Raw genomic sequence first — 26,695 nt, forward strand, 5'->3', positions numbered from 1 at the left:
GGTGAGATGTCCGGCGTTGAGTCCAATTAAACCGCAGGCTCCTCCGGTTGTAGTGCTCCCCCGCCAATTCCTTTAAGTTTCATCCTTGCAGACGTACTTCCCAGGCGGTCTGCTTCACGGCTTCCCTACGGCACAGCGCAGGCTCGTAGCCTGCGCCACACCTAGCAGACATCGTTTACGGCCAGGACTACCCGGGTATCTAATCCGGTTCGAGACCCTGGCTTTCGTTCCTCACCGTCGGGTCCGTCTTCTCGAGGCGCTTTCGCCACCGGTGGTCCGTCCAGGATTACGGGATTTCACTCCTACCCCGGACGTACCCCTCGAGTCTTCCGGCCCCAAGCCAGACAGTTTCCGCTGGACGCCCACGCGTTGGGCGCGTGGATTTCCCAACAGACTTGTCTGGCCGGCTACGAACGCTTTAGGCCCAATAATATCGGCCATCACTCGTGCTGCCGGTATTACCGCGGCGGCTGGCACCGGTCTTGCCCAGCACTTGTTCCTGCACCACCTTACGGTGCAGAAAAGCGAGGACTGTATGCCCTCGCACTCGGAGTCCCCCTATCGCACTGTCGTGCAGTGTAAAGGTTTCGCGCCTGCTGCGCCCCGTAGGGCCCGGTATCTTGTCTCAGATACCGTCTCCGGGCTCTGACTCTCATCACCCGTACCGATTACTGGCACGGTGGGCCGTTACCCCACCGTCTACCTAATCGGCCGCAGCCACATCCTATGGCGCCGGAGCGTTTCTAGCTTCCTGCACTCCAGCATGGAAGCTGTATTGAGAATTAGCCTCAGTTTCCCGAGAGTATTCTCATCCATAGGGTAGTTTGGCCACGTGTTACTGAGCTATCCGCCACGAGTATGAACTCGTACGACTAGCATGGCTAAATCGGACTCCGATAGCAATGGCCTCCGGCAGGATCAACCGGAATGTGCCTCCACGAGGGAGGCGGTTAGGCGGGAAACACACATAATGTGTGTTGCTATATTGCTATCGACTCGGGACACTCGATAACCGACCGAGTGTCACCGAACTACCAGGGCTAACATCAGATCCCATCTATACGGCGGACCGCAGGGGTGGAATCCTCATGTCTTCCGGACCTAATCGTACACCACAAAGGGACTTAAACCCTTCGAGATGGCGTAGATTTGGTCCAACGCAGCCGGGTTTCGCTCGCCCCCGACCGAACCTCGTTTGCATTCACCCGAAACACCCGTTTACACTTAAGGGCATCGGATTTCTTTTCTCCGGACCGAACCGGAGTAAGGCGGTTTGCATTCAGTCATCAACGCCCTGTTTCACTTAAGGGCATCGGATGACTATCGGGTTCGGCGGGGAACGTCTCCCCGCGCTGCTTCGTATTCACCCGAAACGCCCGTTTACACTTAAGGGCATCGGATTTCTTTTCTCCGAATCGGTTCGGAGTATAGCGATTTGCATTCAGTCATCAACGCCCTGTTTCACTTAAGGGCATCGAACGACTGTCGGGTTTAGCGGGAATCATCGTCCCGCGCTTCTTTGCATTCAGTCGCAGGGGGTGGGACTAGTTAAGACCGTCGAACGAGCGGTGCTTCGCCATGAAGTCACACCACAGGAATTGGATGAGAACATGCCACATCTCTGTGAGCACGTAACCAGCTCTCGGCTCGATACAGCGATATCGCGCGGCCGGAGGCCAGCCCGTCATCCCACGCAGCGTGCGTCCGGTCGGGCCGGGTGAGAGCCACGCGTTCGAGGCCTGGGGCCTGTGCCACCTAAATGTCTCGTCCTGCTACGCGAGCGTACGTGGAAACGGTAAAGACTGGGGGTACTGAGTCTAGTACTCGGAGCCTGAAAAAATACGGTCTCTCGCGACAGGTCGTCTGCTCAGCGCGTCAGATCTCGTCGAGGTGCTCGACGCCTTCTTTGGAGACGTTGCCTTTCGTAATCTCCTCGGGCATCCAGTCCGGCTTGTCGTCGGGCGCGTGTTCTTCCCAAGCCCACCCCTCGTATACGTGGACCTTCTTTTCACCCTTCTCTCGGAGCCGCAGTTCCTCCGGATCGGCATCGTCTTCGGATGGTGCTGGGTCGAGACGCCGCGCCGCCTTGAGCGCCGCCTGTCGAGGCGTCCGTCCCGAAAAGACGCTTGTCTCTTCACCGCCTGTTTGTCGCAGCGCAAAGTTGCGCTTGTCGTTGTCTGGTGCCATGGTTATCACCGCTCCATGCCAAACCAGCACATGCCCCGTAATAAATATATCCCCAAAACCGGGTGCCGTCGGCGAGTCTTTTATAAAGGAACGTGCGGTCTGATATATTTCCAGACGGCGGAGTTGTTAAAATACTGTATTTGCCCAGGGAATCTGGCTCGCGCGCACCGCAAATCCACCCGATGACGGCGTCGAGAAGCCACGTACAGAGACAGTCGCACCCGCGCACACACGCAGGCATACGAGGACGTAGTCCGCGATTTAGGCGTCAGCCGCCGGTCGTCCGAGGCGCGGTAGACTTAAGTACATGCTCCAGTGAACCACTGTATACGATAGCCCGATGGTACGGAAAAAGAAGCTGAGTCCGAGTGGTGCAAAAGACGAAGACGGCGAGTACCACAACGTTCACATCAACCTGCACGAAGACGAACTCGCCGTTGCAGGGATGGAAATCGGTGACGAGGTGTTCGTGCGTGTGCGCGACAGTAAAATCGTCATCCAGAAGGCAGACCCAGACGAGCTCGACCACGAGTTCTGAGCCCGCCTCGCCGTGCCGTCACGAGGCCAAACACACGGTTCACTATCGGTCACAGAACATGAACGTTTACCGCCTCGCTAAACCGCTGTTGTTTCGACTCTCCCCGGAGACTGCCCACCGAGCGATTCACGAGTTACTCGGCGGTGTCCAGCGGACGCCGCTTTTGTCGCTGCTGTCGAACCGATTCACGGTCAGCGACGAGCGACTCGAAGTATCCGCGTTCGAACAGGAGTTTCCGAACCCGGTTGGACTCGCCGCGGGCTTCGATAAAAACGCCGAGATTCCACGCGCGATGGCCGCGCTTGGCTTTGGCTTCGTCGAAGTCGGCGGTGTCACCGCCAATCCACAGACAGGTAATCCACGTCCGCGCATGTTCCGGCTCCGCGAGGACGAAGGGGTAATCAACCGGATGGGCTTAAACAACCACGGCGCAACAACCGTCGGTAACCGCCTCGCCGAGACAGATGTCGGCGTTCCGCTGGGTGTCAACATCGCCAAGAGCGAACACGTCGACCCGGCCGATGCACCGGAGGACTACTGTCAGACCTACGACGAACTCGGTGCAGCCGACTTCTTCGTCGTCAATATCTCATGTCCCAACTCACAGGGGTTCACAGAGCTCCAGAACCGCGAGTCGATGGCTGAAATTATCGGTGCACTCAACGACCGCGGCGCATCACCGTTGCTGGTGAAGCTCTCGCCAGACCTGCCAGAGCCAGCAGTCGACGACGCACTCGAGATTGTCGATGAGTTCGACCTCGACGGCATCGTCGCCACGAACACGACGACAGACCGGCCGGCCTCACTCGACTCCCCGTACCGGAGCGAAACCGGTGGCCTCTCGGGTAAACCAATCGAATCGAGTGCCACAGAGATGGTGCGCTATGTCGCCCGTCGGAGTGACGTGCCGGTAGTGGGCGTCGGCGGCGTCTCGACTGCGGCCGATGCCTACCGAAAAATCCGTGCGGGCGCGAGTGTCGTCCAACTCTACACCGGACTCATCTACCGCGGTCCCACAATCGCACGAGACATTAACCGCGGGTTGCTCACACTGCTCGAACGTGACGGATTCGAGAGCGTCGAAGACGCAGTGGGCGCGGACCTCTAGCTGCTCTGGTGGAGGTCGGCCAACGTCTCTTTGACCATTTCGTTGTCGAAGGCGTCGACGGTGTTTTCCAACCGCTGTTTGAGTGTCTCGCGGCGCTCGGTGAGTTCGCGGAGTTCCTCGTCGTCGACATCCTGTGCAGCGAGCAGTGCGTGTTTTCTCGTCGCAGTCTGGTAGCGCTCGAACAGCGTCTGGTAGCGCTCGAATAGGACCTGCTGTTTGACCGTGCTCAGAAGTTCGGACTTCGAAACTGGCTTGGTGAGATAGCCATCGAATTCCATCTCGATGATGCTCGTGTCGGGGTTGACCGCCGTCACCATGATAACCCGGCAGTCGAGGTTCCAGTCTCTGATAAATTCGAGGACTTCGTCCCCGGAAACCTCCGGCATCCGGCGGTCGAGCAAGACGATGTCGACATCGTCGTCGACTTTCAACAACGCCTCTGGCCCGCCCTGTGCGACCCGAGTACGGAACCGCTCGCCTCGGAAGTACATCTCGTAGGTGTTACACACTTCTGTGTCGTCGTCGACGATAAGAACAGTAATCGGCCCTTCGGTTATCATGAACAAAGGTTAGGATTCAAGCATCAAATGTTCCACCCCAAAAGCGGGCCTGTGGAACCGAGCTATCTTGTAGGAGGGCAACAGAACAGCCAGCTATGCAACTGCGTTCACCAGGACCGACCGTCGGCATCGTCGGCGGCGGCCAGCTCGGCCGGATGCTCGGCGAAGCCGCCGCGCCGCTGGGTATAGACCTCGTGGTCTCGGACCCGACACCACAGGCCCCGGCGTCGCCAGTCGCGCGCGACCAGGTCGTCGGCGCGTTCGACGACGAAGCGACCATCCGAGAACTCGCCGAACGGGCAGACTATCTCACCTTCGAGATAGAGCTCACGGACCCAGCAGCACTCGAACGTGTCCGCGAGGAGACCGGGACGCCGGTCCACCCGGACCCGGCGACGCTACGGACCATCCAAGACAAGCTCGTTCAGAAGCGACGACTGTCCGAAGCTGGCGTGCCGGTGCCGGCCTTCCGCGCAGTCGACTCCGCCACGGAACTCCGGGAGGCCCTCGACGACCTGGGCTATCCGGCGATGCTCAAGGCCCGGAAAGGCGGCTACGACGGACGCGGGAACGTTCCCGTCGAATCTCCCGAGGACGTAGAGACCGCGTTCGCGGCAATCGAGGGACCGGCGATGGTCGAGGAGTTCGTCGACTTCGAGCGCGAACTGGCGGTAATGGCCTGCCAGGGAGACGGCGAGGTCGACACCTTCCCCGTGACAGAGACGATACACGAAGCGGAGATTCTCCGCCAGATGGTCTCACCGCCGCGGACCACGGAAACAGTACGGGAACACGCCACCGAGGTGGCACTGGAGGTACTCGACGTCCTCGACGGCAGAGGCGTGTTCGGCATCGAGCTGTTCGAGACGGTCGACGGCGAGATTCTGCTCAACGAGATTGCACCGCGTCCACACAACTCCGGACACTGGACGATAGAGGGCTGTCACACCTCACAGTTCGAACAGCACCTCCGGGCAGTCACCGGACGACCGCTGGGAACGACAGCGCGGCGGTGTCCGACGGCCTCGGCGAACATTCTCGGCGATGTCGACGACCGTCGGTCTGCCCGGCTGCGTGGCGTCGAGAACGTTCTCGGACGGGAGCGAGCCGCGTTACACTGGTACGGGAAACAGGAGGTCTATCGCCTCCGAAAGATGGGACACGTCACACTTCCCGGCGAGGACACTGCCAACAGTGCCGCCCTGCTCGACGACGTCGAGGCGTGTGTGACGCCGCTGACCTTCGATTAACACTCCTCGAGCAGGTCGTCGATTGTCGCCGACACGTCTCGGTCTTCCTCGAGGCCGAGTGTCTCCGTGAGCCCGGCGCGTTCGATTTCGTCTTCGAGCTCCCAGGGCGATACCCCTGCCGCCTCGGCAGCCTCGTGGATGCTGGCGTCACTGAGTACGAACAGACCGAATGCAGTTGCCAGCTCTGTGTGGACGTCCTCGGGCCGGACTCCGTTCCCCCCAGCAGTGCCGTCGTCAGGCATATCACGTAGTAGCTAACAGATGCTATTGAAACTAATGTTCATAATATGAGAGGACAGGGAGCGCTAGCTTGATTGTACTGCCACACTGAAGACGGATATGGACGACTTGGACGTGCTGTTGACGAACGATGACGGTATCGACGCGACCGGGCTGCAGGTGCTCTATGAGGAGCTATCGACGGTGGCCGACGTGACGGTAGTTGCCCCCGACAGCGACCAGAGTGCAATCGGCCGGGCTATCTCACACTCGGTGACTGTCCGTGACCACGAGCGAGGTTACGCCATCGAGGGCACACCCGTCGACTGCGTCGTCGCCGGCCTCTCGACGCTGGTCCCTGAGACGGATATCGTCGTCTCGGGCTGTAATCGCGGCGCGAACCTCGGCCATCACACGCTCGGGCGGTCGGGAACCATCAGCGCAGCGGTCGAGGCGGCATTTTTCGGCGTCCCTGCTATCGCGGTCTCGACGTACGTCCCCGCCGACGAGTTCGCATACGGCACGGACTTCGGCGAGGTCGAGGTCCCCGCACACCAGTACTCCGAGGCGGTCCAAGCAGCGCGATTCCTGCTCGAACGCACCCGCGACCAGCCAGTCTTCGAGCACGCCGACTACCTCAACGTCAACGCACCGATAACCGACCGGGCGACCGGCGAGATGACACTGACGCGACCCTCTCACACCTACCGAATGGATGCCACACGCGAGGGCGACACCGTCGAACTCGAAGACAACATCTGGGAGATGATGTCGAACGGGTCAGTGCCGGACGAAGACGGAACCGACAGGCGAGCAATTTTGAACAACAAGGTCAGTGTCTCGCCGCTGACGGCACCGCATACGACCGAACACCACGACGAACTCGACGCAATCGTCGGCGAGTACCCCCCGGCCGAGTAGCCGGCCTCGTGTACCGTCTGACGGGGATATCTGCCCAGAAGAACAATACTTATCCCCCGTTAATTTTTAGGTTTGCCTAAAATGGCCGACCACGCCGAGCAACTTGTCGGGACGCTGTTTCGCGTACTATCTGAGCAGGGCCACCCGGAGGTCCAGCAGGCGTTGCTCGAGCGGTACCAGTCACAGGCGACCGCGGACCGGGGAGAACTCACGGAGAACCTCTTCTCTGAGCTCGTCGCGATACTACACGAGCAGGTCAAAACACAGGAGCAGATAGCAGTGCTCACGACTGCAATCGAACGACTGCTGAGTCGTCTCACCGCCGTCATCGACGCCGCGCCCGTGGCGATGCTCGTCGTCGACAGCGACAACGAGATTCAGGTCTGGAACGACGGCGCCGAGCGGATATTCGGCTGGAGCGACACCGAGGTTCGTCGCCAGCCGTACTCGAAAGTACTCGCGGCATCCTCCGAGACGACAGAGATACTCGCTCGCCTTCAGGAGGGCGAGCAGCTCCACGGCGTCGAAACACGGCACGTCGACAAACACGGAACCCGACTCGACGTGCGAATCTGGGCCGCCCCGGTCCAGACACACGGCACGGAGTCGACGGGTGGAGTGTGTATTATAAGTGATATTACATCTCAGAAGCAGCGTGAACAGCGCCTCGCGGTACTCAACCGTGTGTTACGACACAATATCCGAAACGACGTGAACATCATTCAGGCACACCTCGAGATGCTGGCCGAGGAGTACGAGGACGAAAACGAGCACGTCCAGATAATGGACGAGCGACTCACCAATATCGTCGAGTTGAGCCAGGCGGCACGGAATATCGAGCAACTCCAGGACGCCAGCGAGACAGAGCAGACGACGATCAATCTGGGGGTGATGCTGCGCGAGCGCGTCGAACAGCTCCGTGCCGAGTCCCCGGCAGCACGCGTCTCGTGTGAGTTACCCGACTCGCTCCTGGTCGTGGCACACGAGCTACTCCCCTACGCCTTCGACAACGTCCTCGATAACGCAATCGAACACAACAGTTCGAAGCGCCCAGAAGTGTCGGTCTCGGCATCGAGCGAGCCCTCGACAAACCACGTCACGGTCAGCGTCACCGACAACGGCCCGGGACTGCCACAGATAGAGCGAGAGGTACTCACGGCTGAGACCGAGTCGGCCCTCACACACAGCAGTGGCCTCGGTCTGTGGCTCACCCGCTGGATAGTACGAAGCTCTGACGGGTCGATAACGGTAGAGGAGAGTGCCACCGGTGGAACAGCTATCTCGGTCCGGCTCCGACAGCCCGGCCGAGAGCGACACTGAATCGGACAGTTGCCGACACCCGGCTACGGCCCTGTGGGTTCGTCGCGCTCTGCCGCGGCCCCCGTGCCGCCTCCGAGAAACCGTGCCTCGATGTCCGGCCCGGGCACCATACACTGGTCCCGTCTCCCGAACCAGTCGTACCGTCGCTCGGCGACGAAGTCGTACACCCGGTCACGCACCTGACGCGGAACGAAACGTAGCGACCAGAGGAGGCGATACACGCCGCCCAAGTGAGCCGCGGCACGGAGGGCCGCAGTAGACCCTGTATAACAACGGTCCTCCTCGACGAGCACGACCGAGTCGAGGTGGTCGGGGTCGAGGCCGTGTCTGGCGAGTAACGTTCCGGCCGCTGCAGACTGTAACGGCGCAAAGCTGAACACGCCCTCGGGGTCGCGTTCGATGATAAACTGGACAGACCAGTTACAGAGGTTACAGACGCCGTCAAACAGGAGAACCGGCCCCTCGTCGACGCGGTTGCTCATTGTCGAATAGAAGGGCCGAGAGGGATTGAGCGTTGTGGCCACAGCAAACGGGAACAGCCGAAGGAACGGGCTGTGTGTCACCGCTATGTACGTACTCGATAGTTTCCAATCATTTATGCATCCTGCTACAGAGGTACTAGTTACATGAGCCAAAGGGTGGAGACGTCCCGGTTACGAGGCGAGTTTCCGGACCCGGAAACAGCGCCCAACGTCGTGTACAATCCCACATTCGACCAACTGCGAGCGTTCGCGGACGGGGACGAGACGACGACCGAGTACGGCAGTCCACGGTACGTAAGCGAGCAAAAATCCAGGAGCGCAGACCGCACGAAGAACCTGGTCGACGACGAGTTCTCGGAAGCGGACTGGAACGCAATCGAGGACTCGCTCACCGCGCTGGACGACCGCGAGTTCGTCTGTCTCGACAGGCAGGTCGGTCGTCATCAGGAGACGGCCTTTACCTGTCGGCTGTTCGTACCACGGGAGTACGCCCGCATCGCACTCGCGTGGGGCAAGCTGCTCGAACCCGCAGAGGGTGAGCCCGACTTCCAGACCCTCCAGTTGCCCGAGTGGGACGAACGAGAGGACAACGAGCGTCGGATTCGCGTCCTTCCGGACGCGGGGCTGACCTTCGTGCTGGGGAGTGACTACACAGGCGAGGCAAAAAAGTCGTTCTTGCGCCTGTTCATGTACTACGCCAAAGAACAGGGCGGGCTCGGCATCCACGCCGGCAGCAAGCGCGTCACTATCGAAGACGACGGCGAGCTTGAGACGGTCGGGCAGGCGTTTCTCGGCCTGAGCGCCACCGGCAAGTCGACGCTGACCGGCCACGGCTGCTGGCTCGACGAGCCCGAGGGCGCGGAGATGCTCCAAGACGACGTCTGTGCGCTGTTGCCCGACGGTCAGGTGACCGGCAGCGAGGGCGGCGGCCTCTACATCAAGACCGACGGTCTCGACCGCGACGAACAGCCAGCGCTGTACGACGCCGCGACACACGAAAGCGCCGTCTTCGAGAACGTCTGGGTCGACGACGACACGGTCGATTTCGACAACACGTCGCTGACGAGCAACGGGCGGGCAGTCATCCAGCGCGACCAGCTCGACTCTGCGGCAGAAGATATCGACCTGGAGGGCGTCGACCAGGTGTTTTTCATCACCCGGAACCCGATGATGCCCCCGATTGCTCGGCTCGACGACCGGCAGGCCGCCGTCGCCTTCATGCTCGGTGAGTCCATCCAGACGAGCGCCGGCGACCCGAACGCGGCCGGCGAATCGATTCGCGTCGTCGGCACCAACCCGTTCATCATCGGTCCCGAAGGCGAGGAGGGCAACCGCTTTCGGGACCTCATTGCCGAGAACGATGTCGAGTGCTTCGTCATCAACACCGGCCACATCGGTCCGGCGAAAGCCGACATCGGCGTCCGCGAGTCCGTGAACATCCTCGTCGCCGCCGCACGCGGTGACATCGAGTGGGAGTACGACGAGCGCATGGACCTCGAACTACCGAGCGAGGTGCCCGGCATCAGCATCGACGCGTTCTACCCGCCCAAACATTACGACGACTTCGACCGCAAGCTCCACGACCTCCGCGAGGAGCGACTCGACTACCTCCAGCAGTTCGAGACGCTCCGTGACGACATCGTCAACGCCGTCTACTGAACCCAGCGCCGACGGTTCTTCGAGTGAACCTCGGGGCTTTCTCCTCGATTCTCCCTAAGGGGCCGAGTAGTCATAGACCTACGCGGCTAAAGACCCTACAGCGCGGAATGACAGACGACAGACAGGGCCGAGACAAGCAAGCAATAGACGCCGAGAACCGCCAGCGAGAGCGCGACCTTGCGACCGAGCTAGAGCGGGGTGACCAACCGGAGCCACCGAGAGAAGACGGAACACTCGGCGAGATAGAGACAGCGCTCGAATCGGTCTCGTTCCCGGCGACGGGGAGTGCAGTCGTCGCCGCCGTCGGCGACCGCGAAGTCGAATCGGCCACGGACAGCTACAGTGTCGAGGAACTCGTCCCGGACGAGGAGCGGTTCGATTCGCCCGCCGCGGTCACGGTACACCTCCTGTGGCCGACCGTCGCCGCGGCCACCAAACAGGTCCTCGAAGCGATCAAGACGGTTCCGCATGCGGAGCTCCCGTGGTCACGGCGCAAGGCCTACGAGAAGACGTTCAAAGAGCTGAACGACGTCGACGCCGACGACGACAACGAGGGCATCGGGGCCATCAGCGACTGGATTGTCGAGTACAGCCACGAGAGAGAACAGCTCCCGGGCTCGCGTGCAGTTCGCCGACAGGCGGCGACGTTCTGCCGAGAGAACGGCTATCAGGTTCGCGTCGACGAGTGGCTCGGCATCTAGTCAGAATCCCGAGACCTGTCCGTCCTTGCGCGGTTCGGTCGCACCCGAGAGCGTCCCGTCGTTGTTCCGGACCGCCTGTGCGCCGCCGAACAGCCCCGGGTACAGCACCCGCACGTCGTGGCCCCGGCGGGCGAGTTTCGTCGGGACGCCCTCGTGCATATGCTCCTCGACGGCCAGCGTCCCCTCCTCGCGGTACCGCCAGCGCGGGGCGTCGAGGGCAGCCTGGAGCGGCATCTCGTAGTCGACGAGATTCGAGATAAGCTGGACGTGGCCCTGGGGCTGCATGTAGCCACCCATCACGCCAAAGGCCAGCCAGTCGTCTTCGCCCAGCTGTGCGAGGCCGGGGACGAGCGTGTGGAACGGGCGCTTGCCGCCGTCGAGTCGGTTGGGATGCTCGGGGTCGAGCGAGAACGAGGCCCCGCGGTTCTGGAGCGCGATACCCGTCTCGCCGGCGACGAGGCCGCTCCCAAAGCCCGCAAACCGGGAGTTGATATACGAGACGACGTTGCCCTCGTCGTCGGCGACACACAACAGGACGGTGTCGGCGTCTTCGCCGGTCGCTTCCGGCGTCCCCACGTCGACGTCCGAAATCGGCTCGTCGCCAATCTCTTTGGCACGGTCTTGTGCGTAGACCTTCGAGTGCAGCGGGGGCACGTCCTCGTATGCGGGGTCGGTGACGTGGTAGTGGCCGTCGTGGAAGGCGAGTTTCATCGCCTCGGAAAAATCGTGGACGCGGTCGGGCGAGTCGTAGGGGTGGTCGCCGGCCCCGATTTCCTCGGCGATGTTGAGCGCTTCGAGCGCGAGTTGGCCCTGATTGTGTGGTCCGAGTTCGTAGATTGTGCGGCCGTTGTAGGTCGTCGAGAGAGGGTCGGGCCACTCGACCTCGAAGTCGGCGAGATCCTCGGTCGTCATGAACCCGCCCTTGTCCTGTATCTCCTCGACGATTGCCTCGCCGATAGCGCCCTCGTAGACGGCGTCTGCTCCCTCCTCGGCAATCTGTTGCATCGACTCGCCGAGCCGGGGGAGTCGGGCGGTCTGTCCCACGTCGGGCGCCTCGCCGTCGAAGAGGTAGGCCTCTCGGGCGTGGTCGTCCTCGAAGAGGCCCTCGGCGTGTTGCCACTGTGCCGAGACGACCTCCGTGACCGGGTATCCATCGATTGCGTAGGCGATTGCGGGGTCGAGTACGTCAGCCAGAGAGAGCCGGCCGAGTTCCTCGACGGTCGCCTCCCAGCCGCGAGCCGTGCCGGGGACTGTGACCGTGTGGGGACCGTGCATCGGCATCGACGCCTCCTCAGGGTCGCCGTCGGCGACGCGCTCGCGGACGCCCTCGATTGTGGCGTCCTGTGGCGCGCCACCGGAGGCTCGCATCGCCCCGACCTCGCCGTCTGCGGTCCGATAACAGGCGAACACGTCGCCCCCGAGGCCGGTGCTCGTGGGCTCGACGACGTTCAGCGCGGCCGCGGTAGCGACGGCGGCGTCGAAGGCATTGCCCCCCGTCCGCAGTATCTCGACGCCAGCCTCTGCCGCGAGTGGCTGACTGGTGGCGACGACACCGTTCGGTGCGTAAACGGTCGACCGACGCGACTCGAAGCTGTCGATGTCTGGGTCCATAGACCGAGTTGGAGCTTCGCGGTCAAAGATGTTGAGTTACCTCCAGAACAGCCAACAGGTCGCGGCGACGCAGTAGAACGGCCACACCAGCGCCCTCAGTCCTCTCTGTCGTTGCCGTCGAAGCGTTCGGTGGCGGTTTCGAAGGCGAGTTCGTCCTGCTGGCGGGCCCGTCGTGATTCACGCTCGGCGATGGCCTCCGGGTCAGGGTTGGCGTCGTCGTCGAGACGCGCCCAGGAGTTGTGGACTTTCGCGTGACACCACCGACAGAGATAGACCGTAATCTCGTGGCTCGTCTCGCCGGAGCCGTGTCCAGAGTCGTCGGCGTACGAGAGGTGGTGTTCTTCCAGCAGCGGCCGCTCGTCGTCGTGTGCCATCCGCTGTTCGGCGAGGCCACACCGGACACACTCGCGGTCGTGGGTACGACACCGGAAATGCGGGCAGTCGGCCCACTCCCAGGGGCCGGTCGGGCCCGGTTCGTCGGGGTCGCCCGCGACCGGACACCGGAACTCCTCGCTCCGGCGCTGGGCGGCGAACTCGGGGTCGCGGTCGCCGTACTCGACAGCGTACCGGCAGTTTCCCTCCGAGGTGAGGTAGTCACAGCGGTCGACGACAGCGTACGGGTCGTCGACGCCGACGGAGGTGCCCGCCTCGGTTTTCTCCATACAGAGGCGTGGCGGGCCAGCGGCTTGAGGGTTTTGCGGGCCACGTGAAACAGGGAAGCTATACCCCTCCGGGCCACACGTTTCGGCCAATGACAGTTCGGGTTCGCGGCATCTACACGACGGCGCTGACGGCGCTGTTGGACGACGTGGTCCAAGCCTCGCCGCCCATCCAGCGGCGCTTCGACGAGGAGTTTCCCCTCGAACCGGCCGCGGCGTCGGTCACGACGACCGACGACAGACAGGGCGTGTGTGTCACCGGCGCGAGCGAGCGAGTCACCGAGATAGTCAAGCAACTGGAGGAACTCGGCCGTGACGCGTTCGTCTGGCGGGCCGCACTTCCACGGGGCGCGGTCTTTGCCGGCGAGGTCGTCGAGACGCTGGGTAGCGGCGCGCTCGTCGAGTGTGACGGCGTGGCCGACGGCGAGCCAGATGGCGTGCCGGCCGCCGGCGACACGCAGGGCTTTCTCCCGTATTCGAAGACGAGCCGCCGTATCGAGGAGGGCGAGACGCTTCGGGTGCAGGTCGACGAGCCACGTGCACCCTGGAGCGGTAGTCGGCCGGTACTGGAGACGACCGTCCGCGTCCACGGCGAACTCGCCTCGCTCGTCAGAGGCAAATCCTCGGGGAGCGGCCAGCCCGAGCTGGCCGAGATTCTGCCGGTCGACCCGCCCGAGGGATGGGGCACAAGCTGGGCGGACGCGGCCGACGACGCCGGACTGGATGCGCTTGGCGATACGCTGGAGGGACTGCGCGACCGCGCCCTCGCGTTCGACGATTCCCTCGCCGACGCCGGGGCGGTCGAGGATGTCGCGCCGGGCCCCTACTGGCCGGGCGAGACGACCTGCTGGGTCTGGTTCGGCCGCGAGTCACGGTTCGCGCTCGATGCCGTTCGCCGGGATGCCGTCCCGACGATGCCGGGCCACCACCGAACCAAGGCCGGGACGAACGCGGCAAGCGCGGCCGTCGACTTCGTCGAGGCGCTGTGTGACGACCTCGGCGACACAGAGGCGGAATTTCCGTTCGGCGTCGTGACCGACCAGTTCGGGCCACAGGCGGGTGATTCGGTTCGCATCGACCACGGTAAGCCCGACGGCAGGCTGTTCGACCTCGGGACCGGTGAGGTGACAGAGCGCGACGCAGACGGGCAGGTGACCGTCAGGCGAGAGATGTCGCCGGGTGGCACCTACGACGCGCTGGGCGTCGAGCGCCAGGCTGGGGATGTGGCTATCACGAAATTCAAGGAGGGCCGGTGGTGGTATCCGACGGTGTACCGGGGCGAGGACGGGCAGACGCGGGGGACGTACGTCAACGTCTGTACGCCGGTCGAGGTGTTCCCCGACGCGGTCCGGTACGTCGACCTCCACGTCGACGTGGTCAAACACGCAGACGGGACCGTCGAGCGCGTCGACGACGACGAACTGGACGCCGCCACGGAGGTAGGCCACATTTCGCCAGCCCTCGCAGAGAAGGCACGTGCTGTCGCCGACGCGATTGCGAAGTCGCTGTGAGCGAGACACTACTGCAGGGGCCAGGCTACAACAGCGCCTGACGGCTGCCGAAAGTATTTACTCGACCCACCGCCAGCCACGCACGTCATGCGCCAAACCGCCCTCCTCGTGGCCGTCCTCGCCCTCGTCGCGGCTGGTGGCTGTCTCTCGGCAGGCAGTGGTCCGTTGTCGGACGAGTCTGGAGAGAACGTCACGGTCGAGTACGGTATCACTGCCAGTAGTCTCCCGTCGGAAATCGCGTCAGCGAACCTGACGATGCAGGTGGTCTTCGTCGAGAACGGCGACGATTTCAGCGACAACGCCTGCTGGCGAGACACCTACTTCGGTCCGTTCAAACCGACGCCAACACCAATCGGAGAGCCAAGCGGAGACTGTCTCCGCTCACAGGAAGTCACTGTCGACGTCACGGAACTGAACGAGACGCGGACCGTGACCGCAACGGCACCCGAGCGGTTCGACGCCGGCCACGGTCTCGTCGTCACCGACGTGGTCGCAACCTACCAGAACGGGACGTCAGTGTCGAGAATCCACGGCTTCGGGGGCCACCGGGCCAACATCGTCGAGGGGACTCCCGAGGACCGATACACCGTCGACCTCGGTATCGGGACGGCCGAGACGCCTGCGTACGCCTACTACCTCTCCGCCGAGGAGAACAGTTCCGGCCGATAGACCTGGCGGCCCGAGGAGTGTCGCTTTTCACTGCGGGTCCCGAGTACACGGCATGGTCCGATGACTGAGGAGACAGAGAGTTCGTTGCCGATAGCGAGGGGGACGCTGCGGGTCGTCTATCTCGTCGGCATCGCGCTCAACGTGGTGGCACTGACTGTCGCGGCGGCGGCAGGTGAGACCGTCGGCGCGCTGACGCTTGGGCTCATTATCGTCTATCTCGGCGTTCGCTACCGAATGCTCGACGTGTCGTGACGGGGTTATGCCCCCGCTGCGAGAAAGGCGAGCCAGGAGACGACCCCGATTGCACCCGTGACGGCGATGACCGCGCCACCGGTCGTGCTCGTCTCGTCGTCGTACAGTCTGTACCCGGCGTAGACGGCCGCGAGCCCGAACAGTGGAATCAGCACCCACGAGATAATGGCTGACGCGATACCGCCCCAGAAGTAGAGCGTGCCGTCCTCGTTCCAGGCTCGGACCGTCGCGCTGACGCCAGTTGGGTCGTCCATCGTTGTGCCGTACACGCACTTGGTGTAGTGCTACTTATCCGTTGGCCCAAAGAGGCGCAGTATTTAACCGCACCTGCGTGGTAGCTACGAGTAGTAGTGAATGAAGCTCCTGTCGTGTAATGCCGGTTATCTCCTCGATTACGAAGGTGCCTACCACGAGTACATGCTCCGGCCACACCGGGGGCTCGTAGGGAGCAAGCGCGCCGAGGAGAACGCCATCGGACAGCTAGTCGAACTCATCAGCGACGAGCGGCCAGATATCGTCGGCCTCGTCGAGGTTGACCAGGGTTCGGTACGCACTCGAACCGACGGCCAGGTCACAGACCTCGCCAGCCGACTCGACCAGCGCGGACTCGTCTACCAGCCATACGCGGCGACGAAATACGGTGACGGTGGTGTTATTCCCTCGATGCCCGTCTTGCAACACCTCGCCAACGGCGTCCTTGTCGGCGACGACTACAGGATGTCGACACACTACCTCGAAACGGGGCCGAAACGGCTCGTCATCGAGGTCTCGACGCCCGAGGTCGACATTTTCAACACACACCTGGCGATGAGCGGCCGGGCGCGGCGCAGCCAACTCGGCGAACTCGCCGACCTGGTAGCCAAGCGCGAGAACCCCGTCGTCGCCGGCGATTTCAACACCTACAACGGGCTCGACGAGGTGCGGGCCATCTTCGAGGACACCGACCTGACCGTCTACAACCCCGGCGAGACGGTGCCGCCGCGCCCGCTGGACGGCGTCGTCACGGACACTCGGACGCTGGATTTCTTCATCGCGCCGGAGACGATGCCCGTCTCGCGGTGTGAGGTACTCGACGTACAGATATCGGACCACCGGCCAATCGTCATGGAGTTCGACCCGACTCAGTAGGCCACGTCGTCGGCGAATCGGTCGTCGTATCGGGAGGGGTTCGTCGGCTCGTCGCCTTCGAGGACGACGCGGGCGAACTTGTCCCAGGAGTTCTCTTTCGAGAGGTGTGCGAACTCGGCGCGACGCTTGAGCAGGTGAGCGAGGCCGTCGTTGCGGTAACACTGCGGGTCCGCGCCGTCAGCGAGTGCGCCAGCGAGGTCCCCCGCAGTTGTGATATCGCGCTCGAACTCGACCCAGGCCTCGCCGATGGTGGTAGGAAGGTGGCTGTACGAGGAGACGTACGTCGGCAAGTCGAGCTCGCCCGCTATCGACTGCATCCGACGGGTGTGGAACCACCAGTTTTTCGGGCAGAACACCTCGACGGCGTCGAACACCTCCTGATACTCCCGAACGTCCTCGGCGGCGAGGCTCATCGTGAGAAACTCGGGATGGGGAGCGAGGACCGTCTCGCCACGACGGTCGATTTCGGCCATCGTCGCCTCGAAGGTGAGAAAGTCCGGAATCGGGTCGTCGGGGTCGATGACGAGCACGTGCCGCCGGCGGTTCCAGCGGTCGGCAAAACACTCACGCGCGGGGACGACGAGCAGGTCTTCGTCGGAATACCGCCGGGCGCGGTCCCGGATATCCGAGAGATGCGTGAAGTGTGGGGCGTAGACGAGAACGTCGAGACCGGCCTGTTTCGCCCGCCGGACGACCTCGTCGTCGAGTATCTTGACGTGGAGGTCGACCCGCGTCGACACAGCAGCTGTCATTGCACGTGGATTTGGCAGACGGCGTATAGTGCATTTCGGACTGGCCGCGTCCCGGAGAGCAAAACAGAGCCGCGAGTCTCAGGCGAACGTCCGGGAGACCTCGTCGTCGGTCTCTTCTTGCTGAATCTTCGCGTGGGCGTTCTCGAAGTCTTCCATCTTGACCTCCGTCCGGTCGTCGCGGATAGCGAACATCCCCGCCTCCGTACAGATAGCCTTGATATCGGCACCCGACGCCTCCTCGACCATATCGGCAAGCGCCCCGAAGTCCACGTCGTCGGTGACGTTCATCGACCGCGTGTGAATCTTGAAAATCTGCTCGCGGCCGTCGCCGTTTGGCTTTGGCACCTCGATGAGGCGGTCGAAGCGGCCGGGCCGAAGAATGGCGCGGTCGAGCATGTCGAAGCGGTTGGTCGCGGCGATGATACGGATATCGCCCCGGTCCTCGAAGCCGTCCATCTCGGCGAGCAGTTGCATCATCGTCCGCTGGACCTCCGCGTCGCCCGAGGTTTTCGAGTCGGTCCGCTTGGCGGCGATAGCGTCGATTTCGTCGATGAAGATGACCGCCGGCTGGTGCTGGCGGGCGAGCTCGAAGAGGTCCCGGACCAGCTTCGCGCCCTCGCCGATGAACTTATGCACCAGTTCGGAGCCGGCCATCTTGATGAACGTGGCGTCGGTCTGGTTGGCGACGGCCTTGGCGAGCATCGTCTTCCCCGTGCCCGGCGGCCCGTACAGCAAGACGCCGGCGGGTGGCTCGATACCCACGTCGCCGAACATCTCGGGACTTTTCAGCGGCATCTCGACGGTCTCACGGACCTCCTCTATCTGGTCGGTGATGCCGCCGATATCCGAGTACGTGACCGACGGGCTCCTGTCGACCTGCATCACGCGGGCACGCACGTCCGTCTCGTCGTCGAGCGTCTGCACGATAGACAGCGAGTTGTTCACGGCAACGCGGGCGTCCGGTTCGAGGTCTTCGCGCATCTCGTCGGTGACCTCGGTAAGCGCCTCCTGATTGTTGCCGTGCTGTTTGATGATGACCCCGTCGTCGGTTATCTCCTGAACCGTGGCGACAAACAGCGGCGACTGCTTGAGCTTCTTGTTCTCGTGGGTGAGCCGCTCCAGCTTCTGCTGGTATTTGTTGTTCTCGGCGTTCGCGTCGAGTAGCTTGTCCCGCATCTCCTCGTTTTGGGACTCGAGTACTTCCACGCGCTCTTCGAGCGATTCTATCTTCTCCTGTTTGGACGTGTCCTCGTCGTACGGCAGATCGACATCGTCCACGGTGTCGGTCATTACAGTACTATAGCGGTTTCATTACCAAGAGGTTTCGGGTACTGTGCAATTTCTGAGAGCGCCGAAACATCTCGTCAAATACCTATTGGTAATATATCTATGTAGTAAATATTATTAACTTGCATTCCCCAGTCAGTGATACGATGAGCACATCAGAGACGGTCCACAGTCCGGCAGAGTCCGACACAGAAACGCTACAGGAACTGCCACCGAGCGCGAAACTCGTCGCGAAGGTACTGGAGTACAACGACACGCTCACACAGAGCGAACTCGCCGAGGAGACGCTGTTGCCGTCCCGGACGGTCCGGTACGCCCTGACGAGGCTGGAAGACGCCGGCGTCGTCGAGTCGCGGTTCTCCTTTGTCGACGCCCGCAAGCGCGTCTACACGCTGGCGGCGAACTGACCGGTCGCTACTGTCGAGCGGACCGCGGGCCGTCCCGCTGCCCGCGCCATTTGTGACCAGTCAGTGTCCTTGTACGTTCGGAGTTTGAAAGTCTGACAAATCGCAGGAACGACGACACCCTCGGTCGAGTGGCCACGCGTCGCCGACACAAAGGAGGGTCTTGCCATACAAAAGTTCCAGAGACACACCGTCGCTCAGTGCGGTGTAGCTTCGAAAGCGTGTCTGCCAAATGTCGAGAGACGGAGCTTTCGGGACAATGCGAGACGATGGCGATCAATCTCTCACTCAGGAGCGGTTCACAGTCTACTATTGGGTAGTCGAGACAGTGTTACGCTGTCTGATTGTCCGTCTCACACTTCGGATACGTCGTCGTGGCCAAGTCCCACGGTGGTTTATCCATGTATAGTGTAAGAGAAATGGTTCGACAGTCACTATCCACATCGGTCTGTGGCTTATAATCCAGTGCAGGCTCTGCTCTGGCTTGGTCTTTATGAGACGTAATTGAGCCTATGAGATGGTATTTACCCTGCTCTTCGGGTAAATCACGAATGATGGTTGTATCTGATCCATCCTCCGCTTCGAACGGTCCAAGTGTATGGACATTGTCGTAGACCGGTGTCCCGTCACGTTCTATGTGTAATTCGACGCTATTGCCCTCATCAGCCCAATTGATGATTCCAACGTTGGCGAGCGCTATCTCTGTGTCAGAATCTAAGCAGCCAGCGGCCAGTATCGACCCTGCCACGGGACAGACAGACTTTAGATACGTACGACGGCGCATAGTATGAAACACCCGAGCCAAAATCAATAAAATTGTTTAATAAAATTCATCCGTGAATCCAAACGACACGGTGAACAGAGCAGACAGTTATCGCAATTGCTCAAAGTTGGAGTTATCAGAGAGAGTCCTGTGTGGGCGTCACGTTTGTCGACGCCCGCAGGCGCGTCTACACGCTGGCCGAGTAAGACCACCACCGTTAAGCCGCGTCTCGCCGATTCGTTACCCATGACCCGGCGGGTCCTGGCCGGCTGTACGGTCGTCGCCGTCGTCGCGACGCTTGGTAGCCTCTATTTCAGCGAGGTGGCGAACTACCTCCCGTGTGAGCTGTGCTGGTACCAGCGTATCCTCATGTATCCGCTGGTCGTCGTCCTCGGCGTCGCTGCCTACGAAGGAAATGCAGGTGTCTGGAAGACCGGACTCCCGCTGTCGGTGCTCGGTCTCGGTGTCGCGGGCTATCACACGGTCATCCAGTTCGCGCCGGATACGGTCTCCTCGACGTGTACGGTCGGTGGCTGTACCGGGACCGTCTGGCGCGGACTGGGTGTGTTCACGATTCCCCGGCTCTCGCTGGTGGCGTTCGCGCTGGTGACTGCCGGGCTGGTCGCCGTCGCCTGGCTTGACCGGTTTTAACCGCGTTCACACGACGTTTCACTTTCGGGGCGCTCACCGAATCCATTTAGGATGGCCACCCCTACCGGCAGGCAATGACGAGAATACTCCATACGGGTGATACGCACCTGGGTTACCAGCAGTATCACCGGCCTGCTCGCCGGGAGGATTTCAGAGCGGCCTTCGAGCAGGTCGCAGAGGACGCCGTCGGCGACGGCGTGGACGCGGTCGTCCACGCGGGCGACCTCTTTCACGACCGCACGCCGACGCTGTCTGACATCATGGGCGCGATGTCGGTGTTGCGGATTCTCGACGACGCCGGCGTGCCGTTTCTGGCCATCGTCGGCAACCACGAATCGAAACGCAACCGACAGTGGCTCGACCTCTTCGAGTCGATGGGGCTGGCGACGCGGCTGGGTCCCGAGCCAGTCCGAATCGGAAACACCGCTTTCTACGGGCTGGATTTCGTGCCACGCTCTCGTCGGGAGAGCTACGACTACGAGTTTGTCGGTCACGAGGCCGAACACGCCGCGCTCGTCTCACACGGCCTGTTCGAGCCGTTCGAACACGGCGACTGGGACGCCCGGCGGGTCCTCGCGGAATCGCCGGTCGAGTTCGACGCGATGTTGCTCGGTGACGACCACACGCCACAGACCAAACAGCTCGACGAACCGACCGAGACGTGGCTGACCTACTGCGGGTCGACCGAGCGCGCGAGCGCGAGCGAGCGCGACGAGCGGGGCTACAATCTCGTCACGTTCGAGGACGGCGTCGACATCCGCCGACGCGGGCTCGACACCCGGTCGTTCGTCTTCGTCGACCTCGAACTCAAAGACGGCGAAGGGAGCAGCGTCGTCCGCGAGCGCATCGAGGAACACGATATCGCGGACGCGGTCGTCATCGTCACCATCACCGGGGAGGGCGAAGAGGTGATGCCCGCCGGTATCGAAGAGTTCGCCGAGGAACAGGGCGCTCTCGTCACCCGAGTCAACGACCAGCGCGAACTGAGCGAGGAGGCCGACGTCGAGGTGAGCTTCGCCGACCCCGACGAGGCGGTCCGCGAGCGAGTCCAGGAACTCGGCCTCAGCACACTCGCCCGCGAACTCGACGAGACGGTCCGGGCCGGCAAAGTCGCCGACTCGAACGTCGCCGACGCCGTCGAGCGCCGTGTCACGGAGGCAATCGAATCGAGGGATGACGCCGAGGCAGACGAAACAGACAGCCAGGTCACGATGGAGGAGTACCGATGAGGTTCGACCGCATCTCCCTGCGGAATTTCAAGTGCTACGAGGACGCACAGCTCCGGTTCGACAGCGGCGTGACAGTCATCCACGGGCTGAACGGCAGCGGGAAGTCCTCGCTACTCGAAGCCTGTTTCTTTGCGCTGTACGGGTCACGCGCGCTCGATACGACCCTCGACGAAGTCGTTACCATCGGGGCCGAGGAGACAATCGTCGAACTCGATTTCACCCACGGCGGCGAGTCCTACCGCGTCAGGCGACGAATCCGGGTCAGCAACGGCGACGCCCGAACCGCCGAGTGCGTACTCGACGGCCCCGGGGGCACCACCGAAGGGGCGACCGATGTCCGGGGCCGCGTCACCTCGATGCTCCGGATGGACACCGAGGCCTTCGTCAACTGCGCGTACGTCCGTCAGGGCGAGGTCAACAAGCTCATCAACGCCTCGCCGTCGGTCCGTCAGGACACGCTCGACGACCTCCTCCAGCTCGGGAAGCTGGAGGAGTACCGCGACCGGGCGAGCGATGCCCGTGTCGGCGTCGGCCGCGTCCGCGACGACAAACGGGGCGCGCTCACCGAAGTCGAGGAACAGCTCGAGGCCAAAGAGGCAAAAGACCTCCACGAGCGACACAACGCGGTCGCGTCCGAGCTATCCGAGACCGAAGCACAAATCGAGCGCTACGAAGAGAACCAGGCTGACGCCGAGCAGAGCCGCGAAGCGGCCATCGAGGTCATCGAAGCCTACGAGGAGAAACGCGAGGAACTGACCGAAATCGAGGACGACATCGAACAGCTCCGCGAGCGGATTCAAGAGACCGAGCGCAAGCGAGAGAGTCTCGCCGACCGTGCAAGCGAGTGTCGAGAGGAGCTGGCCGACGCACGCGATGAGCGCGACGAGTCACTCGGCGCGCTCGGCATCGATGCCGGCGACGACCTCGATAGCCGCGTCAGCGAGCGTATCGACAGCGTCGAGGCCGAAATCGACGACCTGACCAACGAGATTCGCGAGCTGAGCGTCACGAAGACCGAACACGACAACGAAGCCGAACGCCTCGCCTCCGAGGCCGACGAGCTCGAATCGATGGCCGAGGAGAAACGCGAGGAGGCCGACGAGTTGGCCGACGAGCTGGCGGCTTCGAAAGAGAAGCTGGCAGAGCGCCGCGAGCGCCTCGACGAGATGGCAACCGAAATCGAGGAGAAACGGGCGGCGTTTGCCGACGCGCCGGTGGCCGTCGAGGAGGCGAGTGCGTACCGCGAAGAGGTCGCCGAAGAACTCGGAGACATCCGCGAGCGTCGGAGCGAACTGTCGGCCCAACTCGACGGCGAACGCGAGCAGGTCGCGGAGGTAGACGCCCTCCTCGAAGCGGGCAAGTGCCCGGAGTGTGGCCAGCCCGTCGAGGGGTCACCCCACGTCTCTGATATCGACGAGCGCCGCGAGCGGGTCGCGGAACTCGAAGGCGAACTCGCCGACGCCGAGGCCCGCGAGCAGGCACGCAGCGACGACCTCGAACGTGCCCGAGAACTCGAAGAGATAGCGACGGAAGTCCAACGCCTCAACTCAGACCGCGAGAACCTCGAACAGATACTCGAGGAACGCGAGGCCACCATCGAGGACAAAGAGCGCCGCGTCGAGCAGCTCCGCGAGGCGGCAGCGGAACACGAGGCCGACGCCGCGTCCAGCCGGGAAGCGGCCGAACAGGCCCGGGAACAGGCACAGGAGTACAAAGCCGAGATTGCAGAGTGCAACCAACAGAAGGCCGAACTGGACGACCGTCTCGGCACGCTCAACGCGCTGTCGGAGCGACTCGACGAAATCGCGTCCTTAGAGGAGGAGCTGGCGAATCTGCGGAGCCAGCGCGAGGAGAAAGAGACGATGAACGGCGAGCGCCGCGACCGGCTGGGAGAGCTTCGCGAGCGCCGGAGCGACCTGCAGGCGGAGTTCGACGAAGACCGCATCGAGCAGGCGCGCAAACGAAAGCAGAAAGCCGAGACGTATCTCGACGAAGTGGCCGAAACGCTCGCCGAGCTAGAGAGCCAGCGGGCGGACCTCCAAGGGAAACTGGGAGGCATCGAAGCCGAGATAGACGCGATGGCGGAGCTTCGCGAGCGTCACGAACAGCTGCGTGAAACCGTCGAGCGCCTCGATTCACTCTACGAGGAGGCCGAACAGTTAGAGGATATGTACCGCCAGCTTCGGTCGGAGCTGCGACAGCGCAACGTCGAGAGCCTCGAACGAATGCTGAACGAGACCTTCGATTTGGTCTACGAGAACGATACCTACTCGCGCATCGAGGTCGACGGCGAGTACCGGCTGACGGTCTACCAGAAAGACGGCGAGGAACTCGACCCCGAACAGCTCTCGGGCGGCGAACGCGCCCTGTTCAACCTCAGTCTCCGGTGTGCCATCTATCAGCTTCTGGCCGAGGGTATCGAGGGGACCGCGCCGATGCCGCCGCTCATCCTCGACGAGCCGACAGTCTTCCTGGACTCGGGACACGTCTCACAGCTGGTCGAGCTCATCGACGCGATGTACGACCTCGGCGTCGAGCAGATTCTGGTCGTCAGCCACGACGACGAACTGGTCGATGCGGCCGACACGCTCGTCACCGTCAGGAAGGACTCGACGACCAACCGCTCGACTGTCGACCGACTGGACGACGTGCAGGGCATCGACAAACAGGCACTGGCCGCGAGCGGCGACTAGGCGAGGGCGGCGAGTGCCTCGCTCGTGCGTTGCGTTACCTCGTAGCCGCGTTCGCCAGCGACGCGCGTCTCGGCGACCAGCCCGCCGGCCCGCAGTTCGGCCACCATCCCGTGCAGGTCACTCTCGCAGAAGTCGTAGGCAGATAGCAGTTGTCGGACGCTCATCGGACCCTCCTCGTCGAGTTCGACCAGGAGCGCGAGCGCTCGCTCGTCGTGGACCGCAGTGAGCAAGCCGACGACCTCGTCCGGAATCCCGGCCAGCGCCGTCTCGGTCGTCGTGACATCCTCGACGACAGAGAGTTCCGCGTTCGGGAGGTGGTGGCGCTCACCGGTCTCGGGGTGCCGGACCAGACTGGCCTCCTCCGAGCGCTTGAGCAAGAGATACCGCGTGCCGTCGCTGTCCTCGACAGTCCGGCGCGTCATGTCGACTCCTCCGTTCCCTCGAACTCGCCGTCGTCGAGGCGTGCCTTCCCTCGTCGGGTGAGCACCAGCGCGTAGACGAACAGCACCGTCCCCCCGACGACGAGCGCCGGGCCGCGTGTCGGATGTGAGCCAAACACCCAGAACAGGACTCCCAGAACGAACCCGAGGATAGCGACCTTGTACAGGGCAATGAGCTTCCAGAACAGCCGTCTGACCCCGGGGTCGACGTCGGCCGACTTAGCGCGCAACTCCTTACTTCGGGGCGTTGGCACCTCTGTCGTCGGCCGCTTCGGTCGCGGCGTCTCGACCTCGACTGCACTTTTCCCCTCGGACTGGCGGTCCTCTGGGAGTGGCTCGTCGAGGTCGCTGAGACGGTCGTCGTCGGTCACGCCCGTTCGTAGGGTGGCGAGGGGCAAATCCGTTCGGATTCAGGGTTCGTGACCCATCGTCAGGTCACCGAGAATCGTGTGACACTCCGCACAGCGGTACAGTTTGACCAGCCCGTCCGGCTTCTCGTCGACGTACTCGCAGCCACAGGAACACGACTGCAACTGTGACGGCGGCGTCACGCGTTTCCACTCCATTACCGGAAGCCAGGCCCCCAATCAAAAAAGCCTGCTCATAGCTGTCACTCGGTCTGGTTAAAATGAGATAATATCTCGCCGACCGGTCAGACGGTTCCAGCGTCGGCAAAGCCAGAGGATATACAATGGTAGCCAGTCACACAGAGCCTATGGACGCAGTCAGACTCCACACCCACGGCGGTACCGAGGTACTGGACGTCGAGACGGTCGACCGGCCATCGCCCGACAGCGACGAGGTGCTCGTCGAGGTGGCAGCCGCCGGTGTCAACCCCGTCGACACCTACTTTCGCGACGGCTCGTACGCGCCGGTCGCGGTGCCGTTTACCCCCGGTGTCGATTTCGCCGGCACCGTCGCCGCGGTCGGCGGGGGCGTCGACCGGCTGGCGGTAGGCGACCGCGTGTTCGGAACTGGCATCGGCAACGGCTCGCATCAGGGTGCCTACGCCGAGTACGCGACTGCGCCCGCGAGACAGGTCGTCACCGTCCCCGAGCCAGTCGGCATGGACGAGGCAGGTGCGGCGGGCGTCGCCGCGGGAACGGCCTGGCGGGCACTGTTTGGTCACGCTGGACTCGGCCCGGCCGAGTACTGTCTCGTCCACGGCGGCTCGGGCGGCGTCGGTCACGCGGCCGTCCAGCTCGGGGACGCTGTCAGCGCGCGCGTCGTCACGACCGCAGCCCCCGGGTACCACGACGCACTCGCCAGTCTCGGGGCAGAGACGGTCCTCGATTACGGGCGTGAAGACCTCGAAAAGGCCGTGCTTGAGGCCTCCGACGGCGGCGTCGACGTTGCTCTCGACCACCGGCTCGACGACTACCTCCAGTTCGACGCCGCGGTCGCCGCCGAGGGCTGTCGCGTCGTCGGTATCGGCGAGAACGACCCCAGCCCGGGGTTCGAGGCCGTGGGTACCGCCCGCTCGAAGGACGTGCGCTATCAGTTCATGAGCCTGTTCAACGCCCCTGACCTGCGGGAGGTGCTATCGGGCGTTGCCCACCTGATGGCGAGTGACGAACTTTCGGTCGAACTCGCCCGCCGCTACGACCTCGCCGAGGCCGGCGAGGCACAGCGCGCGGTGATGGAAGACTCGTTTCTGGGGAAGCTGGTGGTCGAGCCGTAGCGAGAGGAAAGCGACTATTT

Annotated in this window: 28 protein-coding genes and 1 rRNA gene; 16 read left to right on the forward strand and 13 right to left on the reverse strand. The window is 62.9% G+C overall.

All coding sequences use genetic code 11. From position 1 onward, the window contains the following. Together BLR34_RS12270 and BLR34_RS12275 are read right to left on the reverse strand one after the other, a co-directional pair. A 16S ribosomal RNA gene (locus tag BLR34_RS12270) occupies positions 1-929 on the reverse strand; the annotation flags it as partial. 946 nt (positions 930-1,875) lie between these two features. After that, positions 1,876-2,187: a non-histone chromosomal MC1 family protein gene (locus BLR34_RS12275; protein WP_092703664.1), complete on the reverse strand. Its 312-nt coding sequence runs from the start codon at positions 2,185-2,187 to the stop codon at positions 1,876-1,878. Positions 2,188-2,527: 340 nt separating this feature from the next. On the opposite strand from BLR34_RS12275, the gene BLR34_RS12280 reads away from it, so the two are divergent. After that, positions 2,528-2,725 carry a hypothetical protein gene (locus BLR34_RS12280; protein WP_092703450.1) on the forward strand — a complete coding sequence of 66 codons (198 nt, stop codon included), beginning with the start codon at positions 2,528-2,530 and terminating at the stop codon, positions 2,723-2,725. Between the two features lie 58 nt (positions 2,726-2,783). Further along, complete coding sequence (locus BLR34_RS12285; protein ID WP_092703452.1) at positions 2,784-3,833, forward strand: quinone-dependent dihydroorotate dehydrogenase; 1,050 nt, start codon at positions 2,784-2,786, stop codon at positions 3,831-3,833. Here BLR34_RS12285 and BLR34_RS12290 read toward each other — a convergent pair. Further along, a complete protein-coding gene (locus BLR34_RS12290; RefSeq protein ID WP_092703454.1) occupies positions 3,830-4,393 on the reverse strand; it encodes a response regulator in 564 nt (187 codons plus the stop codon). The two genes, BLR34_RS12285 and BLR34_RS12290, sit on opposite strands and share 4 nt — an antisense overlap. A 95-nt stretch (positions 4,394-4,488) precedes the next feature. Between BLR34_RS12290 and BLR34_RS12295 the strand changes: the two genes are divergently transcribed. Further along, the gene (locus BLR34_RS12295; RefSeq protein WP_092703456.1) at positions 4,489-5,643 is read left to right on the forward strand and encodes a 5-(carboxyamino)imidazole ribonucleotide synthase; all 1,155 of its coding nucleotides are present in this window, start codon (positions 4,489-4,491) and stop codon (positions 5,641-5,643) included. On the opposite strand, the gene BLR34_RS12300 is transcribed toward BLR34_RS12295, so the two are convergent. Further along, positions 5,640-5,885 (reverse strand): hypothetical protein, encoded by a 246-nt coding sequence (locus BLR34_RS12300; RefSeq protein ID WP_092703458.1) that lies wholly within the window; start codon positions 5,883-5,885, stop codon positions 5,640-5,642. The two genes, BLR34_RS12295 and BLR34_RS12300, sit on opposite strands and share 4 nt — an antisense overlap. 97 nt (positions 5,886-5,982) lie before the next feature. Here BLR34_RS12300 and surE point away from each other — a divergent pair, with 97 nt between their 5' ends. Both surE and BLR34_RS12310 read left to right on the forward strand, forming a co-directional pair. Then, entirely contained in the window at positions 5,983-6,783 is an 801-nt protein-coding gene (gene surE / locus BLR34_RS12305; RefSeq protein ID WP_092703461.1) for a 5'/3'-nucleotidase SurE, read from the forward strand. Between the two features lie 81 nt (positions 6,784-6,864). Then, entirely contained in the window at positions 6,865-8,103 is a 1,239-nt protein-coding gene (locus BLR34_RS12310; RefSeq protein ID WP_092703463.1) for a PAS domain S-box protein, read from the forward strand. Positions 8,104-8,126: 23 nt separating this feature from the next. On the opposite strand, the gene BLR34_RS12315 is transcribed toward BLR34_RS12310, so the two are convergent. After that, positions 8,127-8,585: a thiol-disulfide oxidoreductase DCC family protein gene (locus BLR34_RS12315; RefSeq protein ID WP_092703465.1), complete on the reverse strand. Its 459-nt coding sequence runs from the start codon at positions 8,583-8,585 to the stop codon at positions 8,127-8,129. A 144-nt stretch (positions 8,586-8,729) separates the two neighbouring features. On the opposite strand from BLR34_RS12315, the gene BLR34_RS12320 reads away from it, so the two are divergent. Then, positions 8,730-10,244 (forward strand): phosphoenolpyruvate carboxykinase (ATP), encoded by a 1,515-nt coding sequence (locus BLR34_RS12320; protein ID WP_092703467.1) that lies wholly within the window; start codon positions 8,730-8,732, stop codon positions 10,242-10,244. 107 nt (positions 10,245-10,351) lie between these two features. Then, on the forward strand, positions 10,352-10,945 hold the full coding sequence (locus tag BLR34_RS12325; protein ID WP_092703469.1) for a hypothetical protein: 594 nt from the start codon (positions 10,352-10,354) through the stop codon (positions 10,943-10,945). Here the strand turns inward: BLR34_RS12325 and BLR34_RS12330 are convergent, their stop codons facing one another. Together BLR34_RS12330 and BLR34_RS12335 are read right to left on the reverse strand one after the other, a co-directional pair. Continuing rightward, positions 10,946-12,556 carry a gamma-glutamyltransferase family protein gene (locus BLR34_RS12330; protein WP_092703471.1) on the reverse strand — a complete coding sequence of 537 codons (1,611 nt, stop codon included), beginning with the start codon at positions 12,554-12,556 and terminating at the stop codon, positions 10,946-10,948. Between the two features lie 95 nt (positions 12,557-12,651). Next, positions 12,652-13,218, reverse strand: a complete 567-nt coding sequence (locus BLR34_RS12335) for a DUF7097 family protein (RefSeq protein WP_092703473.1) — start codon at positions 13,216-13,218, stop codon at positions 12,652-12,654. A gap of 89 nt (positions 13,219-13,307) precedes the next feature. Here BLR34_RS12335 and BLR34_RS12340 point away from each other — a divergent pair, with 89 nt between their 5' ends. The 3 genes from BLR34_RS12340 (at position 13,308) to BLR34_RS12350 (ending at position 15,647) form a co-directional block, all read left to right on the forward strand. After that, positions 13,308-14,726: a ribonuclease FAU-1 family protein gene (locus BLR34_RS12340; RefSeq protein WP_092703475.1), complete on the forward strand. Its 1,419-nt coding sequence runs from the start codon at positions 13,308-13,310 to the stop codon at positions 14,724-14,726. A gap of 87 nt (positions 14,727-14,813) precedes the next feature. Beyond that, positions 14,814-15,395, forward strand: coding sequence for a hypothetical protein (locus BLR34_RS12345; RefSeq protein WP_092703477.1), 582 nt, complete (start codon positions 14,814-14,816; stop codon positions 15,393-15,395). Between the two features lie 60 nt (positions 15,396-15,455). Further along, complete coding sequence (locus BLR34_RS12350; RefSeq protein WP_092703479.1) at positions 15,456-15,647, forward strand: hypothetical protein; 192 nt, start codon at positions 15,456-15,458, stop codon at positions 15,645-15,647. Positions 15,648-15,652: 5 nt separating this feature from the next. Here the strand turns inward: BLR34_RS12350 and BLR34_RS12355 are convergent, their stop codons facing one another. Continuing rightward, entirely contained in the window at positions 15,653-15,901 is a 249-nt protein-coding gene (locus BLR34_RS12355; protein ID WP_092703481.1) for a hypothetical protein, read from the reverse strand. 100 nt (positions 15,902-16,001) lie between these two features. Here BLR34_RS12355 and BLR34_RS12360 point away from each other — a divergent pair, with 100 nt between their 5' ends. Then, a complete protein-coding gene (locus BLR34_RS12360; RefSeq protein WP_092703483.1) occupies positions 16,002-16,775 on the forward strand; it encodes an endonuclease/exonuclease/phosphatase family protein in 774 nt (257 codons plus the stop codon). Here the strand turns inward: BLR34_RS12360 and BLR34_RS12365 are convergent. Both BLR34_RS12365 and pan1 read right to left on the reverse strand, forming a co-directional pair. Continuing rightward, positions 16,769-17,527, reverse strand: coding sequence for a PHP-associated domain-containing protein (locus BLR34_RS12365; protein ID WP_092703485.1), 759 nt, complete (start codon positions 17,525-17,527; stop codon positions 16,769-16,771). The genes BLR34_RS12360 and BLR34_RS12365 overlap by 7 nt on opposite strands. Before the next feature lie 78 nt (positions 17,528-17,605). Then, positions 17,606-18,817 (reverse strand): proteasome-activating nucleotidase Pan1, encoded by a 1,212-nt coding sequence (pan1, locus tag BLR34_RS12370; RefSeq protein WP_092703487.1) that lies wholly within the window; start codon positions 18,815-18,817, stop codon positions 17,606-17,608. A 143-nt stretch (positions 18,818-18,960) separates the two neighbouring features. On the opposite strand from pan1, the gene BLR34_RS12375 reads away from it, so the two are divergent. The 4 genes from BLR34_RS12375 (at position 18,961) to rad50 (ending at position 24,554) form a co-directional block, all read left to right on the forward strand. Beyond that, positions 18,961-19,221 (forward strand): MarR family transcriptional regulator, encoded by a 261-nt coding sequence (locus BLR34_RS12375; protein WP_092703489.1) that lies wholly within the window; start codon positions 18,961-18,963, stop codon positions 19,219-19,221. 1,006 nt (positions 19,222-20,227) lie between these two features. Then, a complete protein-coding gene (locus BLR34_RS12385) occupies positions 20,228-20,632 on the forward strand; it encodes a disulfide bond formation protein B (protein WP_092703493.1) in 405 nt (134 codons plus the stop codon). Positions 20,633-20,706: 74 nt separating this feature from the next. Further along, the gene (gene mre11 / locus BLR34_RS12390) at positions 20,707-21,861 is read left to right on the forward strand and encodes a DNA double-strand break repair protein Mre11 (protein WP_092703495.1); all 1,155 of its coding nucleotides are present in this window, start codon (positions 20,707-20,709) and stop codon (positions 21,859-21,861) included. Continuing rightward, a complete protein-coding gene (gene rad50, locus BLR34_RS12395; RefSeq protein ID WP_092703497.1) occupies positions 21,858-24,554 on the forward strand; it encodes a DNA double-strand break repair ATPase Rad50 in 2,697 nt (898 codons plus the stop codon). Before mre11 ends, rad50 begins: the two co-directional genes overlap by 4 nt. Here rad50 and BLR34_RS12400 read toward each other — a convergent pair. The 3 genes from BLR34_RS12400 to BLR34_RS17040 are packed head-to-tail and all read right to left on the reverse strand — an operon-like array spanning position 24,551 to position 25,560. Continuing rightward, on the reverse strand, positions 24,551-24,976 hold the full coding sequence (locus tag BLR34_RS12400) for a DUF7346 family protein (protein ID WP_092703499.1): 426 nt from the start codon (positions 24,974-24,976) through the stop codon (positions 24,551-24,553). The genes rad50 and BLR34_RS12400 overlap by 4 nt on opposite strands. Beyond that, a complete protein-coding gene (locus BLR34_RS12405) occupies positions 24,973-25,365 on the reverse strand; it encodes a DUF7322 domain-containing protein (RefSeq protein ID WP_092703501.1) in 393 nt (130 codons plus the stop codon). The genes BLR34_RS12400 and BLR34_RS12405 overlap by 4 nt, the downstream gene beginning before the upstream one ends. 39 nt (positions 25,366-25,404) lie before the next feature. Beyond that, positions 25,405-25,560: a hypothetical protein gene (locus BLR34_RS17040; protein ID WP_176765316.1), complete on the reverse strand. Its 156-nt coding sequence runs from the start codon at positions 25,558-25,560 to the stop codon at positions 25,405-25,407. 149 nt (positions 25,561-25,709) lie between these two features. Here BLR34_RS17040 and BLR34_RS12410 point away from each other — a divergent pair, with 149 nt between their 5' ends. Further along, the gene (locus BLR34_RS12410; RefSeq protein WP_092703503.1) at positions 25,710-26,675 is read left to right on the forward strand and encodes an NADPH:quinone reductase; all 966 of its coding nucleotides are present in this window, start codon (positions 25,710-25,712) and stop codon (positions 26,673-26,675) included. The last annotated feature ends 20 nt before the right edge of the window (positions 26,676-26,695 follow it).

It is taken from the genome of Halovenus aranensis, assembly GCF_900100385.1.
In the GTDB taxonomy this organism is placed as follows: Archaea; Halobacteriota; Halobacteria; order Halobacteriales; family Haloarculaceae; genus Halovenus; species Halovenus aranensis.